Origin of the sequence: Rhodopseudomonas palustris BisB18, assembly GCF_000013745.1 — a bacterium.
In the GTDB taxonomy this organism is placed as follows: Bacteria; Pseudomonadota; Alphaproteobacteria; order Rhizobiales; family Xanthobacteraceae; genus Rhodopseudomonas_A; species Rhodopseudomonas_A palustris_F.
This window is the reverse complement of the sequence record NC_007925.1, coordinates 4,527,118-4,544,437: the sequence shown is the minus strand read 5'-3', so window position 1 is coordinate 4,544,437 and position 17,320 is coordinate 4,527,118. Positions and strand designations below refer to the sequence as shown.

Here is a 17,320-nt window from a genome sequence, read left to right as displayed (position 1 = left end):
CCGGCGGCGCCGGCCGCGGCGGCGTGATTTGGATCAATGGGGCGATCGGGCAATGGACGCATGCTGCGCCACGCCCATTGACCGGCTCCCGCCATGACCAGCGCCGACGCGCCCCGCCCGCAACTCAAGATCCGCCTGATCCATCTCGACACCGGCCGCGAAAACGTCGCGGTGATGTCGCGGCGCTCAAAGGCGCTGCGCCCGGAGGTGTTCAGCGGCTTCAGCCGGGTCGAGATCCGCCGCAATGCGAAGTCGGTGCTGGCGACCTTGCTGATTACCGACGACGACGCGCTGGTCGGGCCGGACGAACTCGGCCTCGCCGAGCCGGCGTTCCGGCGTTTCGGCGAACCCGCCGGGACCTTCGTCACGGTGTCGCCGGCGACGCCGCCGGACAGTCTCGACGCGGTGCGCGGCAAGATCCAGGGCCGCACGCTGAGCGCGGCGGAGATCACCGCCATCGTCAACGATCTCACCCGCTATCGTTATTCCGACATGGAGATCGCCGCCTTCCTGATCGGCGCGGCGCGGTTCATGACTTCGGACGAACTGCTGGCGCTGGTGTCGGCGATGGCCTCGGTCGGCACTCAGTTGCGCTGGGATCGCCCGATCGTGGTCGACAAGCATTGCATCGGCGGCATTCCCGGCAATCGCACCTCGATGATCCTGGTGCCGATCGTCGCCGCGCACGGGCTGACGATTCCGAAAACCTCGTCGCGCGCCATCACCTCGCCGGCCGGCACCGCCGATACCATGGAGGTGTTGGCGCGGGTCGATGTCAGCGTCGCGGAAATGAAAGAGATCGTCGCCGCCTGCAACGGCTGTCTGATCTGGGGCGGCCACGTCAATCTCTCGCCCGCCGATGACATCTTGATCTCGGTGGAGCGGCCGCTGTGTCTCGACACCCGCGAGCAGATGGTGGCCTCGATCATGTCGAAGAAGCTCGCCGCCGGCTCGACGCATCTGTTGGTCGATCTGCCGGTCGGCCCGACCGCCAAGGTCGCCAGCGCACTCGACGCGATGCGGCTGCGCAAGCTGTTCGAATTCGTCGGCGATCATTTCGGCATCGCGGTGGAGACCATCACCACCGACGGCCGGCAGCCGATCGGCAACGGCATCGGCCCGGTGCTGGAGGCGCAGGACGTCATGGCGGTGCTCGGCAACGATCCGAAGGCTCCCGCCGATCTGCGCGAAAAATCGCTACGGTTGGCGGCGCATCTGTTGGAATACGATCCGCATCTGCGCGGCGGCGCGGGCTACGCGCGGGCCCGCGAGTTGCTGGAAAGCGGCGCGGCGCTGAAGCAGATGCAGAAGATCATCGACAATCAGGGGCCTTCGACCTGTCACAAGGACCTCGGAACGCTGACCGCCGAGGTGACGGCGGAGCGCGACGGCGTGGTGTCGGCGATCGATTGCCTGCAGCTCAATCGGCTGGCGCGCACCGCCGGCGCGCCGATCGACAAGGGCGCCGGCATCCGGCTGTTCAAGAAGGTCGGCGATCGTGTCGAGGCCGGCGAGCCGCTGTATCGAATTTACGCCTTCGATCCGGCCGAGCGCGAACTCGCGGTGGCTGCCGCCAAGCTCGCCTGCGGTTACACGGTCGACGACGCGCAAACCTTTCGCGAGCAGGTGATGTAGCATGAGCGTGACCATACAGTTTTGCGGCGCGACCAGGACCGTGACCGGCTCCTGCTATCTGTTGAAGACATCGGCCGGCAGTTTCCTGGTCGACTGCGGGTTGTTTCAGGGTCCCAAGACGCTGAAGGAATTGAACTACCGCGCATTCCCGTTTCGCGCCGCGGCGATCGATGCGGTGCTGTTGACCCACGCCCATATCGATCATTCCGGGCTGCTGCCGAAACTGGTCCGCGAGGGCTTCAAAGGTCCGATCCTCGCCACCCGCGGCAGCCGCGACCTGTGCTCCTACATGCTACCCGACGCCGGCAGCATCCAGGAATCCGAAGTGTTGGCGCTGAACCGCCGCAACGCCGCGCGCGGCCGCGGCGAGGTCGAGCCGATCTACACCCAGGCCGACGCGGTGGCGTCGCTCGCCGGGTTCCGGCCGGTCGACTACGAGAGCTGGGTCGAGGTCATTCCGGGCGTCCGCGCGCGGTTCTGGAACGCCGGCCATCTGCTCGGTTCGGCGTCGATCGAAATCGAATGCGCCGGCGAAGGCGCGCGAGGCGCCCCGCTGCGGCTGTTGGCCTCCGGCGACATCGGCCCCGACGCCAAGCTGCTGCAGCCCGATCCGGAGGCCCCCGCCGGGTTCGACTATGTGCTGTGCGAATCCACCTATGGCGATCGCGAGCGGCCGCCGATCACGCCGGAGCAGCGCCGCGTCAGACTCGCCGAAGAAGTCCGCGCCGCCGCCGAGCGGCGCGGCGCGCTGTTGATTCCAGCGTTTGCGGTGGAGCGCACCCAGGAGCTGATCGTCGATCTGATTGAGCTGATGGAGCAGGGCGAGGTGCCGACCGCGCCGGTGTTTCTGGATTCGCCCTTGGCGATCCGCGCCACCGAAGTGTTCCGCAAACATGCCGCGGATCTCGACGGCGGCGTCGATGTCGATCGGCTGCTGAATTCGGCGCAGCTGCGCTTCACCGAAACCGTCGATGAGAGCAAGGCGATCGCCAAGCTGAACGGCTTCCACATCATCATCGCCGCCAGCGGCATGTGCGACGCCGGCCGCATCCGCCATCATCTGAAGCGCTGGCTGTGCCGGCGCAACGGCACCGTGCTGCTGGTCGGTTTTCAGGCTCACGGCACGCTGGGGCGGTTTCTCGCCGAGGGCGCCAGCGCGGTGCGGATCCAGGGCGAGGAGATCAAGGTCGCGGCGAACATCCGCCAGATCGACGATTACTCCGGCCATGCCGACGCCGGCGAATTGACGCGCTGGATCGCCGCCCGGCGGCCGATCGGACGCGGGCTGTTTCTGCTGCACGGCGAGGAGGCCGCGATCTCGGCCTTGCAGGGGCGGGTGGCGGAGACCTTGGTGCCGGCGGCGAAACTGTTCGCGCCGCTGCTCGACGATATCTACGATCTCAGCCCAGCGGTGCCGACGGTGATGGACGGCGCGCATCGCCGCCGGCTCGCGCCGGAAGCCGTGGTGCAGCTCGATTGGCACAACGAGATGTCAAAACTGATACTCGATATCAGCGCGCAGCTCGATGCCGCGGCCGACGATCGCGCCCGCGGTGTGATCATCCGCCGGCTGCGCCGGGCGTTGGACAATTCCGGCTGACGGCGTCGCGGCGGCCGGCGGTGCGCCGGCCGCGCGGTCTAGCGCACCTCGGCCAGCACCTTGCGCAGCAGATCGGCGGCGTTGCGGGCGCCGAGCTTGCGCATGATCTGGGCGCGGTGCGACTCGTAGGTGCGCGGGCTGATACTCAGCTGCAGTGCGCCTTCCTTGTTGGTGGAGCCGCCGCTGATCAGCTTCAACACTTCGCGTTCGCGCGGCGTCAGCCGGTGGCGTATGCTGCGACCGGTCGCGGTCGGCGTCTCGCCGGCGGCGTCGATGCAGCGCGCCCACCAGGCGCTGGCGCCTTGGTCTTGGCCGGGCACCAGCGTCGCATCGGCCGGGGGCACCGGCCGGACGCCGAGGCCTTCGACGATGGCGCAGACCCGCTGCGTTTCGCGCAGCGCGTCGTCGACCAGCGTGTCGGCGGGCGCGATGCCGGGATCGGCGCCGGTCAGGGTTTTCAAGTCCTGCATGAACTGCAGCAACGCCGTCAGCGGCCCGACCAGTTGCTCGGCGATCGCCGCATTGGATTGAATGGCGGCCGGGGCTGGGCGCGCGGCGCCGCCCGGCAGCTCTTGACGCTTCAACGGCACGGCTCTGCTCCTGGCTGGCGGGCATTCAGGGACATCGGCGGAAGGCCCGTCGCGGCCCCGTCGGTGCTGGTCGAAAGCGGACTGGTTTTGCCAAATCCGCGGTGCCGTCACAGTGCCCGGCGGCATCCTTAACGAGTGTTAACTTTACCCCGAGTACCAATACCTGCGTACCAATACCTGGGTGCCGCAGGGGCGTGGTGGCGTGCGGCGCCTCGGCCGGTCGGCCGATCGGCGCGCCAGCGGGCTGCCCGCGGCGGCTGGGCGGCGTTCCCGGAGCGAAAGGATTTTCGGGGGATATCAATGGTTTGGTGGTTCGGTGGCGGGTTTTACGCGGGCCTTGCCGCTTGCGTCGCCTGCCGGCATCCGTTATCCGGTGCAATGCCTTGCATGCGAGCGGCCGCGGCCGTGTTTTGGCTTGGCGCTTTCGCATGATGCGGAAAAGCGGTGACCGCTGTTCCGAACAAATCATGCCTCATTCGTGGATTTGCAGGGGATTCTTCGGAAATGGCCAACGTCGTCGTCGTCGGCGCCCAGTGGGGCGACGAGGGAAAAGGCAAGATCGTCGATTGGCTCTCGGAACAGGCCGACATCGTGGTGCGGTTCCAGGGCGGTCACAATGCCGGCCATACCTTGGTGATCAACGGCCAGACCTACAAGCTGGCGCTGCTGCCCTCCGGCGTGCTGCGGCCCTCCAAGCTGTCGGTGATCGGCAACGGCGTGGTGTTCGACCCGCAGGCGTTTCTCGACGAGGTCAAGAAGCTGCAGGACCAGGGCGTCGCGATCTCGCCGGACAATCTGCGGATCGCCGAGAACGTCACCTTGATCCTGCCGCTGCATCGCGAACTCGACGCCTTGCGCGAAAATGCCTCCAAGGCCACCGCGATCGGCACCACCCAGCGCGGCATCGGCCCGGCCTATGAGGACAAGGTCGGCCGCCGCGCCATCCGGCTGATGGATCTGGCCGACCTCGCCACGCTGCCGCCGAAGATCGACCGGCTGTTGGCGCATCACAACGCGTTGCGCCGCGGCTTCAGCCTGCCGGAATTCGACGCCGGCAAGATCTTGCAAGAACTCACCGCGTTCGCGCCGAAGCTGTTGCCCTATGCGGAGACGGTGTGGCGGCTGTTGGACATCAAACGCCGCGAGGGCAAGCGCATCCTGTTCGAGGGCGCGCAGGGCGCGCTGCTCGACGTTGACCACGGCACCTACCCTTACGTCACCTCGTCCAACACCGTGGCGGCGCAGGCCGCCACCGGCACCGGGATGGGGCCGAGCACGGTCGGCTATGTGCTGGGGATCTGCAAAGCCTACACCACGCGGGTCGGCCAGGGCCCGTTCCCGACCGAACTCACCAACGAGATCGGCGAAGAGATCGGCCGCCGCGGCAAGGAATTCGGCGTCAACACCGGGCGCAAGCGGCGCTGCGGCTGGTTCGACGCGGTGTTGGTGCGACAAACCGTCCGCACCTGCGGCATTCATGGCTTGGCGCTGACCAAGCTCGACATTCTCGACGGTTTCGACTCCATCGAAGTCTGCGTCGGCTATATGTTGGACGGCAAGGAAATCGACCATCTGCCGGCCGGCGAGGGCGCGCAATCCCGCGTCGAGCCGATCTACGAGACCATTGAGGGCTGGAAGGAACCGACCGCCAACGCAAGGTCGTGGGCCGATCTGCCGGCGCAGGCGATCAAATATGTCCGCCGGGTCGAGGAATTGGTGGGTTGCCCGATTGCTTTGCTTTCCACCAGCCCCGAACGCGAAGATACTATTCTGGTGCAGAACCCGTTCGAAGCTTAATACGATGTAACCGCAAGGCGTAAATCTTTGAGTCAAGATGGCTGATTACTACCCGCTGATCGCCCGCGCCATTGCCGGACTGGACCCCAGTGCCCCCGGCGAGAGCCGCCGTGCGCTCTACGAACGTGCCCGTTCGGCGCTGATCGCGCAGCTGCGCGGGGTGCAGCCGCCGCTCAGCGAATCCGAGATCACCCGCGAGCGGCTGGCCTTGGAAGAGGCGGTGCGTAAGGTCGAATCCGAGGCGGCGCAACGCGCCCGCGATGTCACCCGGTCGGCCGATCAGAAAGCCCGCAACCGCTCCGCCGAGGCGTCGCGCGCCGGCGACAGCCTGCGCGCCGGTAGCCGCCCCGCCGCCAAACCCGGCGACGGCAGGCCCGGCGAAATCAGGCCCGGCGAAATCAGACCCGGTGAAATCAGGCCCGGCGAGCCCGAGCCCGAGGCCGGCGACGCCGCGCCGCAGGACGGCGCGCCGCGGCCCTCGGCGCCGCCGTTGTCCACCCGCGGCGAGCGGCCGCCGCTCCGCGAGGAGCCGCCGCTGCCGCGCAATCTGCGCGTCGAGCTGCCGCGTCCCGGGCAACCGTCGCCGTTTGCGGATCTCGATGATCCGCAGGCGTCCCGCGATCGGCCGCCGCAACCGCCGCGCCGCCAGGAACCGGAGCGTCCGCCGAGCGCCAGCACCGGGATGCGCGGCTTCCGCGACGTCACCGCCGACGTCGACGATCTCGGCCGCGCGGCCGCGCAGGCCAATCGGCAGGCCCGCAAGACCTACGCCAACGTCACCTCGCCGTCGCCGGAGTTCGACCGGCTCGAGCCGAGCATGGAGAACCGCGGCGATCCGGAGCCGCCTTATTCCTACGACGAATCCCCGGACGAGGCGGCGCGCTATCAATCCTCGGTGCGCTCGCGCCCGGAGCCGAAACAGAAGCCGAACCGGCTCGCCGGCGGCGGCTTTCCGATCAAGAGCGCGCTGGCGATCGGCGTGGTGCTGGTTCTGGTCGGCGCCGCGATGCTGTGGGGCCCCTCGGCGTGGTCGTCGCTGCGCGCGATGTTGAGCGCGGAGCCGGCGGTGGTGGAAGCCCCGAAGGAGAGCGCGCCCACCAGCCGGCCGAAGATCGCCGACCGCGTCGGCCAGCCGTCGTCGATGGACCAGGTGGCGCCGGTGGCGCAGCGCGTGGTGCTGTATGACGAGGATCCGGCCGATCCGAAGGGCAAGCAATATGTCGGCACGGTGGTGTGGCGCACCGAGCAGATCAAGGGCAGCGGCGGCAAGCCGGGCGACATCGCGGTGCGTGCCGACGTCGAGATCGCCGAGCGCAAGTTCAAGATGACGATGTCGTTCCGCCGCAACACCGACGCCTCGCTGCCGGCCAGCCACACCGCGGAACTGACGTTCGTGCTGCCGGCGGATTTTTCCGGCGGCGGCGTCTCCAACGTGCCGGGCATCCTGATGAAGTCCAACGAGCAGGCCCGCGGCACGCCGCTGGCCGGGCTCGCCGTCAAGGTCACCGACGGTTTCTTCCTGGTGGGCTTGAGCAATGTCGACGCCGACCGCGCCCGCAACCTGCAGCTCCTGAAGGAGCGCTCCTGGTTCGACATTCCGCTGGTCTATTCCAACCAGCGCCGCGCCATCATCGCGATCGAGAAGGGCTCGCCCGGCGAGCGCGCCTTCTCCGATGCGTTCACGTCCTGGGGCGAGTAGGTCGCCGGCACGTTCGGGGGAGCGGCCGTCCGTTGCGACCCCGTGCTACGCTGTGGGAGCCCGATAGACGCCATTGCCCCTCCGCGTCATGGCCGCGCTCGTCGCGGCCATCCACGGCAACAGGCAAGGCGTCGCTGGTGGGCGTGGGTGGCCGGGACAAGCCCGGCCATGACGTGGTGAGTTCAGGGGCTGATCACCGCCGCTGCATTTGCGCAGGGGCGCTAAGTACGCCGGGCTTATGAGCGACGCCGAAGCTACGGCGCGCCGCCTTCGCCGGCGGCGACGGCTTGCGACACCAGGTCGCTGGCGTCGGTGACGCCTTCGGCGGCGCTGCGCACGATGGTCTCGGCCATCTTCGCCTTGGTCGCCGGGGTGCGATGCTCGATCGCGATCTGTTCGACCGCGATGTCCAGCACCTCGCGCAGGGTGGCGACATAATCGGCGTCGAATTTCGGCGAAGCGGAAGTGGTCATGCGCGGTCTCCTTTAGATGTTGGCGCGCGGACCATCGCCGCGCAATGGGGCCGCAGTGAGTCGCGGCGGTGAATTGGCGATGACAAAATCTGACATTGAATTGATGTTGGAATCGCTCTCGCAGGCTGTTTGCGCGACGCTTCGCTATGCGCCGACCGCGCGGCTCCGGCGACGCCGTGCTCCATCTCGCCAAGCACTTGAACGCGCCGGGCTTTTCCGAAGCTTGCGGCGTTCGGTCTTGGCCGGTCGGCGCGGGGCCGGGAAAATGCGCGGCGCCGAACCGCACGGTATGATCACAATTGAACGGCGCAATACACGGCCGCCGCGCCGTGGCGGCGCAACAGCCGGCTCGTCAGTCGCGACAAGTCGCCGACCAATTCAGGTTTGAACCCCAACGTGCCTTGCCAGGTCACCTGCATGCAGCTCTCCCGTGCTTGCGCCGCGGCGCGCGCTCCCAGCCAAAGGTAGTCGCTGCGGGGAGAACAAGGTTCAACCGTCCCCCGCATCAGCCGAAGACGTGGTCACGGGTCGGACGATCCAGTGGTCGTGGTCGCCCGCATGAGCGCAGCGATATGCGGGGCGCCAAGCCGTTTCGCTGCCGACGAGCGACCGCCGACGAGCCGGCGTCGCGCCTCAGCGGCCGGCGTCGCTGTTGTCGATCTCGCCGGCCTTGAAGCTGCGTGCCGGACGATAGCTGATCACCGCGCAGGCGATCGCCAGGATGAGAATGGCGCCGCTTTCATACAGCAGGTTTTGCGGCGGCTGGTCCTTGCCCTGCAGGATCAACAGCCGCGCCAGCGCGGTGATGGCGATGAACAGCGGCAGCGTGATCGGGATCTTCTTGCTCTCATAGTAGACGCCGACCATCGCCAGCACCTCGACATAGATGAACATCAACAGCAGATCCTGCAGCGCGACCCGCATCCCCCGCGCGGTCTCGTAGACCTCCTGCGCCATCGCCACCACGGCGAACCCCCCGATCACCACCAGGAAGACGTTTTCCAGCTGCTGAATCACCCGCCGCATCAACGGCATGGTCTTCGGGGCGGGGGTCGGCATGTCCATCATGGTTCGATTTCCAAAAATTCTGGCGCCGGGCGAGCGCGGCATTGCGCCTGTGTGTTGCGCACCGCCGCAAACCGCAAGGTGACGTTCTGCCGCGCTTGCCGCGTTATGTCGCAGCGGAACTGACGGATGGCGCGGTAAAATCTGTAGGGCGGATGAGCGAAGCGTCATCCGCCACCGTATCGATCCGCAAACCCGCCGCTGTTCGGCTCAGCAGTAGCCCGCATGAGCGAAGCGACATGCGGGGATGCGGAGGAGCCGCAGCCAAAACCCCGGGTATCGCTGCGCTCACCCGGGCTACGCGCGCTCAACCCATCCTACGAGCCGCGGGCGCGCGCATCCGTGGAGTCGCGATCGAACGCCGACCCCAACCGCCGACGTCATTCCGGGGCGCGAGCGCGTTCGCGGGAGCGAACCCGGAATCTCGCAACAGGGAGCTCGCTGTAGGGCGGATTAGCGAAGCGTAATCCGCCATCTTATCGATCCGCAAACCCGCCGCCATCGGCTGACCGCCTACGCACCTTCACCGAACTCACCTTCGGCGGTGGCCTCGCCGGCCCAATCGGGCGGGATCAAGCCGCGTTGAACGTCGCGGTGAAAAGAGGAATACGGCCAATCCTGCACGCGGCTGACCAATTGGTGCTTCATCGGATTGATGTAGCAATATTCAATGTGGCGCGCGTAGTCCGCCTCGTCTCGAATGAGGTGTTCCCAAAACCGACGCTGCCAGATGCCCCGCTCGCCGCGCCGTTGGCGAACGGCGCTGAGTTGCTCCTGTTTCGGCAAAGCCTTTGCGAAGCGGGTCTTGATCAACCGCCATCGTGTTGAGAAATCGGCGTCCGACGGCGGAAGTGTCCATACCGCGTGGATGTGATCCGGGAGAACGACAAAGGCGTCGATCTGAAACGGGTAAGCCTTCCGCGTGTGCGCAATCGCATCGCGCAAGATCGAGACGTGATCGACCAGCAAGGTCGCGCGTCGTTCGAGCAGATTGACCGTGAAGAACCAGCATCCGCCAGGAATGAATGCGCGGCGATAATTCGGCATGGCGTCATCGCACGTTGGGGCGGCGGATTACGCTGCGCTAATCCGCCCTACGAGTCCGTCGGTCGCTTCAAACCATATCCTGCAGCGACCTGCTCGAATATAGGAATAAAAGCCTTGACACTATCCGCCGCCTTGCTATCATCCCGCCATCCCACCTCATCGAGGGGCGTTTCCTAGGACGCTTCGAGGCGCGGGGCGGGATGCGGCGCCTGCGGGCGCGGGGAGGACGTCTCCTTGCGCACTCGGGACGCTCGAGGTCGCCGTCCGGCTCCACTAGGAGAGTCTGCCACTTGCTGGTTGGCTGGACGCGGTGCAGGTGAACGGCGGGAAACCGCCGGGATCGGCGGTGCGGAGTGCATCGCGCCTGCACCCGGAAGCACGGCCCTGGAGCGAAAAGTCGCCGCGGCGGAGCGTCGAAAGGCGTTGCCGCGCCGCCGATCGCCGAGGCGGTCGCGTCGCGGCCCAACTAACAAGGCGCGCCTTTCGGCGCTCCGCCTCCCTCGCTGGGAGTTTTTAGAAAAGCCATCACCAGTTTCGATCCAGCGGCGCTGCGCCGAACGCGGCGGCATGCCCGCAGCCATCCGCTCATCACCGCCACGCGAAAGGACCCGCCATGACACGACGTCCGCCGAAACGCTTCGAGACCGCCGCGATGCGCGCCCAGCGGCTCGCCGAACAGGCCGCGGCCGCGGCGCCCGATCCGCTCTATGAGCAGTGCCTGCGCGCGGTGCGCCGCGGCATGGCGGTGCATTCCGGCGGCCCGCGGCGCTGCCGCATGAAAGCCTGCAAGCGCGCCCGGGCCTGCGTCAGCGACAGCTTCGCGTGTCTGGCGATGCTGCGCCGGCCGGTGCTGCCCGAGCTCGACGAATACATCGCGGTCGACGGCATGCTGCAGTTCTATCAGGACCGCGCCGAGCAAGAGAGGGAGTGACGTGGGCCGCAGCGCCGCGGCGACGGCAGCCTGCTCGCTCGCCCCGCGCTTGCGGGGAGAGGGGTGGGGTGAGGGGCATGGCCGTGCGGTTCAGCGCGGCCGCGCCGATCGGGGCAGGAGGAGTCTTGAAGTGGTCAGGAAGACGGCGCGTCGTAGTCGTAGCCCGCATGAGCGAAGCGATATGCGGGACCATGAGGCATCCATAACCATCATCCCGGATGTCGCTTCGCTCATCCGGGCTACGCTCGCTACCTCACCCGACCCGGCTACGCAGGCGCTCCGCCGGGTCGACCTCTCCCCGCAGAGCGGGGAGAGGTTATTTGTGGCCGCATCTCGCTCAGTCGCGTGCGATTGGAGCAGCTACAGGTGACGAAGCGCCTATTCCTCGTCTTCGTCCTCGGGCTTCTTGCCGCCGATGGTCTTCAGCTTGGCGAACACCGCGTCGACGTCGAGATCGTCGCTGCTCTTCTCGTCGCTGTCCTGTTCGGCGTCCTTGCGGGTGGTCTCCGAGGCCGGCAGCAGCGTGGCGCCGCCATAGGCCTGGTCGGTGGGCTTTTCCTTGGCGGCGCGCTGCACCTCGAAGTCGAGCTCGATCTGCGAGCACAACCCGAGCGTCACCGGGTCCATCGGGGTCAGCGTCGAGGCGTTCCAATGGGTGCGGTCGCGGATCGAGGCGATGGTGGTCTTGGTGGTGCCGACCAGGCGCATGATCTGCGCGTCCTTCAGCTCGGGATGGTTGCGCACCAGCCACAGGATCGCGGAGGGCCGCTCATGACGACGCGACACCGGGGTGTAGCGCGGGCCCTTTTTCTTGGCGGCGGGCGGCAGCGCCACCCGGCTTTCGCCGAGCTTCAGCCGGTAATCCGGGTCGTTCTCGCCCTTGGCGATCTCGTCGCGGGTGAGCTGGCCGGTGGAAATCGGGTCCATGCCCTTGATGCCCTGGGCGGCGTCGCCGTCGGCGATGGCGCGGATCTCCAGCGGATGCATCTTGGTGAAGTCGGCGACCTGGTCGAACGACAGCGCGGTATTGTCGACCAGCCAGACGGCGGTTGCCTTCGGCATCAACGGCGCGTTGCTCATGGCACATCTCCTTTGCGCTTCGCCCACCTCTTTTCGGAGGCGAAGCCGTCGGGTCATCAGCGATGACGGGAATTCCGGCCTATATAAGCCTCAGCGGGGGACTCGCGCAATGGCCTGCTGTTCGCCCTTGACAGCGCCGCAAAGCCGCCCCAAGTGCTGGTCATTCATGTCTTACCCGAAACGCCAATTGGCGGCGACCGCGGCCGATCCTATGGTGCGGTAAAATCAGCCCCGGATCGATCAGATGCAGTCTAAACCGCCCCTGAAAATCCTGCTTTGCTCGCCGCGCGGGTTCTGCGCCGGCGTGGTGCGGGCGATCGACACCGTGGAACGGGCGCTGGCGTTGTATGGCGCCCCGGTCTATGTCCGCCACGAAATCGTGCACAACCGCTACGTCGTCGACAGCCTGCGCGCCAAGGGCGCGATCTTCGTCGAGGAACTGGCGGAAATCCCCAACACCCAGGCCCCGGTGGTGTTTTCCGCCCATGGCGTGCCGAAATCGGTTCCCGCCGAATCGCTGCAGCGCAATTTCTTCTCGCTCGACGCCACCTGTCCCTTGGTCACCAAGGTGCACCGCGAGGCGGCAATCCATTTCAAGCGCGGTCGCGAGATTCTGCTGATCGGGCATTCGCACCATCCGGAAGTGGTCGGCACGCTCGGCCAGTTGCCGGCCGGCGCGGTGTCGCTGATCGAAACCGCGGCGGACGCCGCTGCCTATCAGCCGAAGGACCCCGACAACCTGGCTTTCGTCACCCAGACCACGCTGTCGATCGACGACACCGCGGGCATCGTGGCGATCCTGCGCGAGCGTTTTCCCAACATCTCCGGGCCGCACAAGGAAGACATCTGCTACGCCACCACCAACCGCCAGGCGGCGGTGAAGAAGGTGGCGCCGATCGTCGACGCCATGATCGTGGTCGGCGCGCCGAATTCCTCGAATTCGCAGCGCCTGCGCGAGGTCGCCGAGCGCGAAGGCTGCAAGATCGCGGTTTTGGCGCAGCGCGCCGACGACATCGACTGGACGCTGTTCCAGGGCATCACCAGCCTCGGCCTCACCGCCGGGGCCTCCGCCCCCGAGGTCATCGTCGAGGAGATCATGGGCGCGTTCGCCGAACATTACGAACTGCGCGTCGAGACGGTGTCGGCTGCGGAAGAGAACGAGTTCTTCCCGCTGCCGCGCGCGCTGCGGCCCGACGCGGCCGAGTAGCATGGCGGTCTATACCGACGTCGCCGCCGAGGAGCTGGCGGAGTTTTTGCGCGGCTACGACATCGGCGAGCTGTTGTCCTACAAGGGCATCGCCGAAGGCGTCGAGAACTCCAACTATCTGCTGCACACCTCGAAGGGCTCGTTCATCCTGACGCTGTACGAAAAGCGCGTCGCCAGCGAGGACCTGCCGTATTTCCTGACGCTGATGAGCCATCTGGCCGAGCGCGGCATCCGTTGCCCGCAGCCGGAGAAGAACCGCGGCGGCGCGGTGTTCGGCACCCTGATGGGGCGGCCGGCGGCGATCATCAATTTCCTCGAAGGGGTGTGGCCGCGCCGGCCCAACGTCGCGCAATGCGCCGCGGTCGGCGAGGGGCTCGCCAGGCTGCATCTGGCCGGACAGGATTTTCCGCTGCGCCGCGCCAATCCATTGTCAGTGGGTGGATGGCGGGCGCTGTTCGAACAGTCCGCCGCCGGCGCCGACCCGTTGCAGCACGGGCTGCACGCGCTGCTGCACGCCGAACTGGACTATCTCGAACACGCCTGGCCGAAGCAGCTGCCGGACGGCGTGATCCATGCCGATCTGTTTCCCGACAACGCCTTCTTCCTCGGCGACACGCTGTCCGGCATCATCGACTTTCCGTTCGCCTGCAACGACATCCTGGCCTACGACGTGGCGATCTGCCTGAACGCCTGGTGCTTCGAGCCGGATCATTCCTTCAACGTCACCAAGGCGCGCGCCTTTCTCGGCGGCTACGGTCGCGAGCGGCCGCTGACCACTTCAGAAGAAGACGCGCTGCCGCTGTTGGCGCGCGGCGCGGCGTTGCGCTTTTTGCTGACGCGGCTGGTGGATTCGCTGAACGTGCCGGCCGGCGCCTTGGTGCGGCCGAAGGATCCGCTGGAATACGCCCGCAAGCTGCGCTTCCACCAGAGCGTCGATAGCATCCGCGACTACGGCGTCACCGCCTCGGGGGTGGTGGCGTGAGCGCGCTTCCGGCGGTCCGGGTGCACACCGACGGCGCCTGCTCCGGCAACCCGGGGCCGGGGGGCTGGGGCGCGATCCTGAAATTCGGCGAGATCGAAAAACAACTCAAAGGCGGCGAAACCCACACCACCAACAACCGCATGGAATTGCTGGCGGCGATCTCGGCGCTCGAAGCCTTGACCAAGCCGTGCACGGTCGACCTCTACACCGACAGCCAATATGTCCGCCAAGGCATCACCGCCTGGATTCACAATTGGAAGCGCAACGGCTGGAAGACCGCCGACAAGAAGCCGGTGAAGAACGTCGACCTGTGGCAGCGGCTCGACGCCGCGTTGAAACAGCACGACTTGCGCTGGCATTGGGTCAAAGGCCACGCCGGCCACGACGAGAACGAACGCGCCGATCAACTGGCCCGCGACGGCCTGATCGAGCACAAGTTGAAATCGAAGATCGGCTGACACCGTGTCCCGGACGCGGAGCAGCGCCTTGGCGCTGCGCCGTGAGCCGGGACCGTTCCAAGCGCTTCGGTCCGTAACGGCCCCGGATCTGCAGCGCACCGCGCCGCAAATGCGGCGCGCCGCGCTTTGTCCGGGGCACCGATTATCTTAGACTAGCTCACAGCTGCTCGAGCAGCGTATCGCCGCCGGAGACTTCGACCTTGCCGGGGTTCGGCTCGAGGTTGAGTGTCTTCACCACGCCGTCCTCGACCAGCATCGAGTAGCGATGCGAGCGGATGCCGAGCCCGTTGCCCGAGGCGTCGAGTTCCATGCCGATCGCCTTGGTGAACTCGGCATTGCCGTCGGCCAGAAAGGTCGCTTCGTTGCGCAGGTCGGTGTCGCGTTTCCAGGCGCCCATCACGAAGGCGTCGTTGACCGAGACGATGGCGATGGTGTCGACGCCTTTGTCCTTGATCGCGTAGGCGTTGAGGAAGATGCTCGGCAGATGCATCTTGTGGCAGGTTCCGGTGTAAGCGCCGGGCACCGCGAACACCGCGACTTTCTTGCCCTTGAAGATGTCCTCGGTGGTCTTCACCTGCGGACCTTCCTCGCTCATCACGCGAAACTTGGCCTCGGGCAATTGGTCGCCAACCTTGATGGTCATGATCAGTCTCTCCTTGGATGGACGAGTGGTTTAGTCGGCATCCGCCAGCGTGACAATATTCCGCGGCGGTGACGCGACGATCACGGTCGGGAGGTCGCGTTGCGGCGGTGGAATGGCTGCGCCGCTGAAGTCCGGTGTCCCGGACGCGGCGCAGCGCCTTGGCTGCACCGCGAGCCGGGACCGTTGCAAGCGCCGCGTTCCGCAACGGCCCCGGACAAAGCGTGGCGCGCCACGCCGCAAGCGCGGCGCGCCGCGCTTTGTCGGGGCACGCTGATCATCGAGCGTTTCGGCTTACGCCGCGGCCTGTTTCTTCTCGTCGCGCAATTGCCGGCGCAGGATCTTGCCGACATTGGTCTTCGGCAGTTCGGTGCGGAATTCGATCTGTTTCGGCACTTTGTAGTTGGTCAGCTGGGTATGGCAGAACTTGATGATCTCTTCGGCGGTCACCTCGGGATCTTTCCTCACCACGAAGGCTTTCACCGATTCGTTGCTGCGCGAATCATGGACGCCGACCACGGCGCATTCCAGCACGCCGGGATGGGTGGCGATGACTTCCTCGACCTCGTTCGGATAGACGTTGAAGCCCGACACCAGGATCATGTCCTTCTTGCGGTCGACGATCTTGGTGGAGCCGTCTTCACTCATCACCCCGATGTCGCCGGTGCGGAAGTAACCGTCCTCGGTCATCACCAGCGCGGTTTCCTCCGGCATGTTCCAATAACCGGCCATCACTTGCGGACCCTTGGCGCAGATCTCGCCGATCTGGCCGAGCGACAATTCGTTGCCGGCGTCGTCGCGGATCGACAGATAGGTCGAGGGCAGCGGCAGGCCGATCGATCCGGTGAAGCTGTCGATAGTCGCCGGGTTGCAGGTCAGGACCGGCGCGGTTTCCGACAGCCCGTAGCCTTCGGCGATGCCGCAGCCGGTGAGCTTGCTCCACTGCTCGGCGACCGGGCGTTGCACCGCCATGCCGCCGCCGTTGGAAATTTTCAGCTTGGAGAAGTCCACCTGGTCGAACCCCTCGGCGTGCAGCAGGCCGTTGTACAGCGTGTTGACCGCGGGGAAGCTGTTGACCTGATACTTCTTCAATTCCTTGATGAAGCTCTTCATGTCGCGCGGATTGGGGATCAATAGGTTGACGCCGCCGGCGCGCATCGCCAGCAGGAAGCAGACGGTGAGCGCGAAGATATGATACAGCGGCAGCGCGCAGACGATGAACAACTGATCGACATGCGGCGGTTTGGTGAGCGCCGGCTGCAGCCAGGCGTCGTTCTGCAGCACGTTGGCGACCACGTTGCGATGCAGCAGCGTGGCGCCCTTCGACACGCCGGTAGTGCCGCCGGTATATTGCAGGAAGGCGACGTCGTCCGGGCCGATTGTCGGCTTGGCAAATTTGAGGCTGCGCCCTGCGGCCAGCGCGTCGTTGAACGCCACCTTGCTCGGCAGCGAGAACGCCGGCACCATTTTCTTGACCCGGCGCACCACGAAGTTGACGATGACGCCTTTGAAGCCGAGCAGGTCGCCCATGGCGCCAACGATGACGTGCTTCACGCCGGTGCGCGCGATCACATGCTCGACGGTGGAGGCGAAGTTCTCCAACACGATGATCGCCTCGGCGCCGGAATCCTTCAGCTGATGTTCGAGCTCGCGCGGGGTGTAGAGCGGATTGACGTTGACCACGGCAAAGCCGGCGCGCAGCACCGCGGCGGTGGCGATCGGATATTGCAGCACGTTCGGCATCATCACCGCGACGCGCGCGCCCTGCTTCAACCCCTTGCTTTGCAGATAAGCGCCGAGCGCCGTCGACATCTCGTCGAGCTGGCCGTAACTGATCGCCTTGTCCATACAGATGAAGGCTTTGCGGTCGCGAAATTTCGCGAAGCTCTCTTCCAGCAGGTCGACCAGCGACGGGTATTGGTTGACGTCGATGTCCGCGGGCACGCCGGGCGGATAATGCTTGAGCCAGATGCGCTCCATGATGTTTCCCCTCGAGTCCTTCCTTGGAGCGCGCTGCTCCAATCGGTTGCCAGGCCCATGTCCATGCAAACGAGATCCACCTGAAAATGCCAGGGCGCGTTCGATCGCCATAAACCTGCGGTCCCCGCTGTTGCGC

The 17,320-nt window shown here is 66.3% G+C and carries 15 protein-coding genes; 8 read left to right on the top strand and 7 right to left on the bottom strand.

All coding sequences use genetic code 11. The features are described from left to right. The first annotated feature begins 93 nt into the window (after positions 1 to 93). Both RPC_RS20435 and RPC_RS20430 read left to right on the top strand, forming a co-directional pair. Complete coding sequence (locus tag RPC_RS20435) at positions 94 to 1,635, top strand: thymidine phosphorylase family protein (protein WP_011474496.1); 1,542 nt, start codon at positions 94 to 96, stop codon at positions 1,633 to 1,635. Between the two features lies 1 nt (position 1,636). Beyond that, positions 1,637 to 3,235 (top strand): MBL fold metallo-hydrolase, encoded by a 1,599-nt coding sequence (locus RPC_RS20430; protein ID WP_011474495.1) that lies wholly within the window; start codon positions 1,637 to 1,639, stop codon positions 3,233 to 3,235. 38 nt (positions 3,236 to 3,273) lie between these two features. Here RPC_RS20430 and RPC_RS20425 read toward each other — a convergent pair whose 3' ends face one another. Further along, positions 3,274 to 3,825, bottom strand: a complete 552-nt coding sequence (locus RPC_RS20425) for a LuxR C-terminal-related transcriptional regulator (protein WP_011474494.1) — start codon at positions 3,823 to 3,825, stop codon at positions 3,274 to 3,276. Between the two features lie 504 nt (positions 3,826 to 4,329). Between RPC_RS20425 and RPC_RS20420 the strand changes: the two genes are divergently transcribed. Both RPC_RS20420 and RPC_RS25685 read left to right on the top strand, forming a co-directional pair. Further along, on the top strand, positions 4,330 to 5,622 hold the full coding sequence (locus tag RPC_RS20420) for an adenylosuccinate synthase (RefSeq protein ID WP_011474493.1): 1,293 nt from the start codon (positions 4,330 to 4,332) through the stop codon (positions 5,620 to 5,622). A gap of 37 nt (positions 5,623 to 5,659) precedes the next feature. After that, complete coding sequence (locus RPC_RS25685) at positions 5,660 to 7,321, top strand: hypothetical protein (protein ID WP_011474492.1); 1,662 nt, start codon at positions 5,660 to 5,662, stop codon at positions 7,319 to 7,321. A gap of 254 nt (positions 7,322 to 7,575) precedes the next feature. Here the strand turns inward: RPC_RS25685 and RPC_RS20410 are convergent, their stop codons facing one another. From RPC_RS20410 to RPC_RS20400, 3 genes are all read right to left on the bottom strand, one after another. Then, positions 7,576 to 7,794, bottom strand: a complete 219-nt coding sequence (locus RPC_RS20410; protein ID WP_011474491.1) for a hypothetical protein — start codon at positions 7,792 to 7,794, stop codon at positions 7,576 to 7,578. A gap of 633 nt (positions 7,795 to 8,427) precedes the next feature. Further along, on the bottom strand, positions 8,428 to 8,862 hold the full coding sequence (locus RPC_RS20405) for a phosphate-starvation-inducible protein PsiE (RefSeq protein ID WP_011474489.1): 435 nt from the start codon (positions 8,860 to 8,862) through the stop codon (positions 8,428 to 8,430). A 510-nt stretch (positions 8,863 to 9,372) separates the two neighbouring features. Then, a complete protein-coding gene (locus RPC_RS20400) occupies positions 9,373 to 9,906 on the bottom strand; it encodes an REP-associated tyrosine transposase (RefSeq protein ID WP_011474488.1) in 534 nt (177 codons plus the stop codon). A 613-nt stretch (positions 9,907 to 10,519) separates the two neighbouring features. Between RPC_RS20400 and RPC_RS20395 the strand changes: the two genes are divergently transcribed. Continuing rightward, positions 10,520 to 10,837: a hypothetical protein gene (locus RPC_RS20395; protein ID WP_011474487.1), complete on the top strand. Its 318-nt coding sequence runs from the start codon at positions 10,520 to 10,522 to the stop codon at positions 10,835 to 10,837. A 378-nt stretch (positions 10,838 to 11,215) separates the two neighbouring features. On the opposite strand, the gene RPC_RS20390 is transcribed toward RPC_RS20395, so the two are convergent. Then, entirely contained in the window at positions 11,216 to 11,917 is a 702-nt protein-coding gene (locus RPC_RS20390) for a DUF1013 domain-containing protein (RefSeq protein WP_011474486.1), read from the bottom strand. Between the two features lie 244 nt (positions 11,918 to 12,161). Between RPC_RS20390 and ispH the strand changes: the two genes are divergently transcribed. The 3 genes from ispH to rnhA are packed head-to-tail and all read left to right on the top strand — an operon-like array spanning position 12,162 to position 14,564. Continuing rightward, on the top strand, positions 12,162 to 13,124 hold the full coding sequence (gene ispH / locus RPC_RS20385; protein ID WP_011474485.1) for a 4-hydroxy-3-methylbut-2-enyl diphosphate reductase: 963 nt from the start codon (positions 12,162 to 12,164) through the stop codon (positions 13,122 to 13,124). A 1-nt stretch (position 13,125) separates the two neighbouring features. Then, on the top strand, positions 13,126 to 14,106 hold the full coding sequence (locus RPC_RS20380) for a homoserine kinase (RefSeq protein ID WP_011474484.1): 981 nt from the start codon (positions 13,126 to 13,128) through the stop codon (positions 14,104 to 14,106). Next, on the top strand, positions 14,103 to 14,564 hold the full coding sequence (gene rnhA, locus RPC_RS20375; RefSeq protein WP_011474483.1) for a ribonuclease HI: 462 nt from the start codon (positions 14,103 to 14,105) through the stop codon (positions 14,562 to 14,564). The genes RPC_RS20380 and rnhA overlap by 4 nt, the downstream gene beginning before the upstream one ends. 157 nt (positions 14,565 to 14,721) lie before the next feature. Here rnhA and RPC_RS20370 read toward each other — a convergent pair whose 3' ends face one another. Together RPC_RS20370 and RPC_RS20365 are read right to left on the bottom strand one after the other, a co-directional pair. Then, positions 14,722 to 15,207 (bottom strand): peroxiredoxin, encoded by a 486-nt coding sequence (locus RPC_RS20370; protein WP_011474482.1) that lies wholly within the window; start codon positions 15,205 to 15,207, stop codon positions 14,722 to 14,724. 291 nt (positions 15,208 to 15,498) lie between these two features. Then, entirely contained in the window at positions 15,499 to 17,184 is a 1,686-nt protein-coding gene (locus RPC_RS20365; RefSeq protein ID WP_011474481.1) for a long-chain fatty acid--CoA ligase, read from the bottom strand. Positions 17,185 to 17,320 lie beyond the last annotated feature (136 nt).

Bases quoted from the DNA above. Each gene is read 5' to 3' on its own strand.
- RPC_RS20435 (WP_011474496.1), top strand. From the start codon at position 94: ATGACCAGCGCCGACGCGCCCCGCCCGCAACTCAAGATCCGCCTGATC.
- RPC_RS20430 (WP_011474495.1), top strand. From the start codon at position 1,637: ATGAGCGTGACCATACAGTTTTGCGGCGCGACCAGGACCGTGACCGGC.
- RPC_RS20420 (WP_011474493.1), top strand. From the start codon at position 4,330: ATGGCCAACGTCGTCGTCGTCGGCGCCCAGTGGGGCGACGAGGGAAAA.
- RPC_RS25685 (WP_011474492.1), top strand. From the start codon at position 5,660: ATGGCTGATTACTACCCGCTGATCGCCCGCGCCATTGCCGGACTGGAC.
- RPC_RS20410 (WP_011474491.1), bottom strand. From the start codon at position 7,794: ATGACCACTTCCGCTTCGCCGAAATTCGACGCCGATTATGTCGCCACC.
- RPC_RS20405 (WP_011474489.1), bottom strand. From the start codon at position 8,862: ATGATGGACATGCCGACCCCCGCCCCGAAGACCATGCCGTTGATGCGG.
- RPC_RS20400 (WP_011474488.1), bottom strand. From the start codon at position 9,906: ATGCCGAATTATCGCCGCGCATTCATTCCTGGCGGATGCTGGTTCTTC.
- RPC_RS20395 (WP_011474487.1), top strand. From the start codon at position 10,520: ATGACACGACGTCCGCCGAAACGCTTCGAGACCGCCGCGATGCGCGCC.
- RPC_RS20390 (WP_011474486.1), bottom strand. From the start codon at position 11,917: ATGAGCAACGCGCCGTTGATGCCGAAGGCAACCGCCGTCTGGCTGGTC.
- ispH (WP_011474485.1), top strand. From the start codon at position 12,162: ATGCAGTCTAAACCGCCCCTGAAAATCCTGCTTTGCTCGCCGCGCGGG.
- RPC_RS20380 (WP_011474484.1), top strand. From the start codon at position 13,126: ATGGCGGTCTATACCGACGTCGCCGCCGAGGAGCTGGCGGAGTTTTTG.
- RPC_RS20370 (WP_011474482.1), bottom strand. From the start codon at position 15,207: ATGACCATCAAGGTTGGCGACCAATTGCCCGAGGCCAAGTTTCGCGTG.
- RPC_RS20365 (WP_011474481.1), bottom strand. From the start codon at position 17,184: ATGGAGCGCATCTGGCTCAAGCATTATCCGCCCGGCGTGCCCGCGGAC.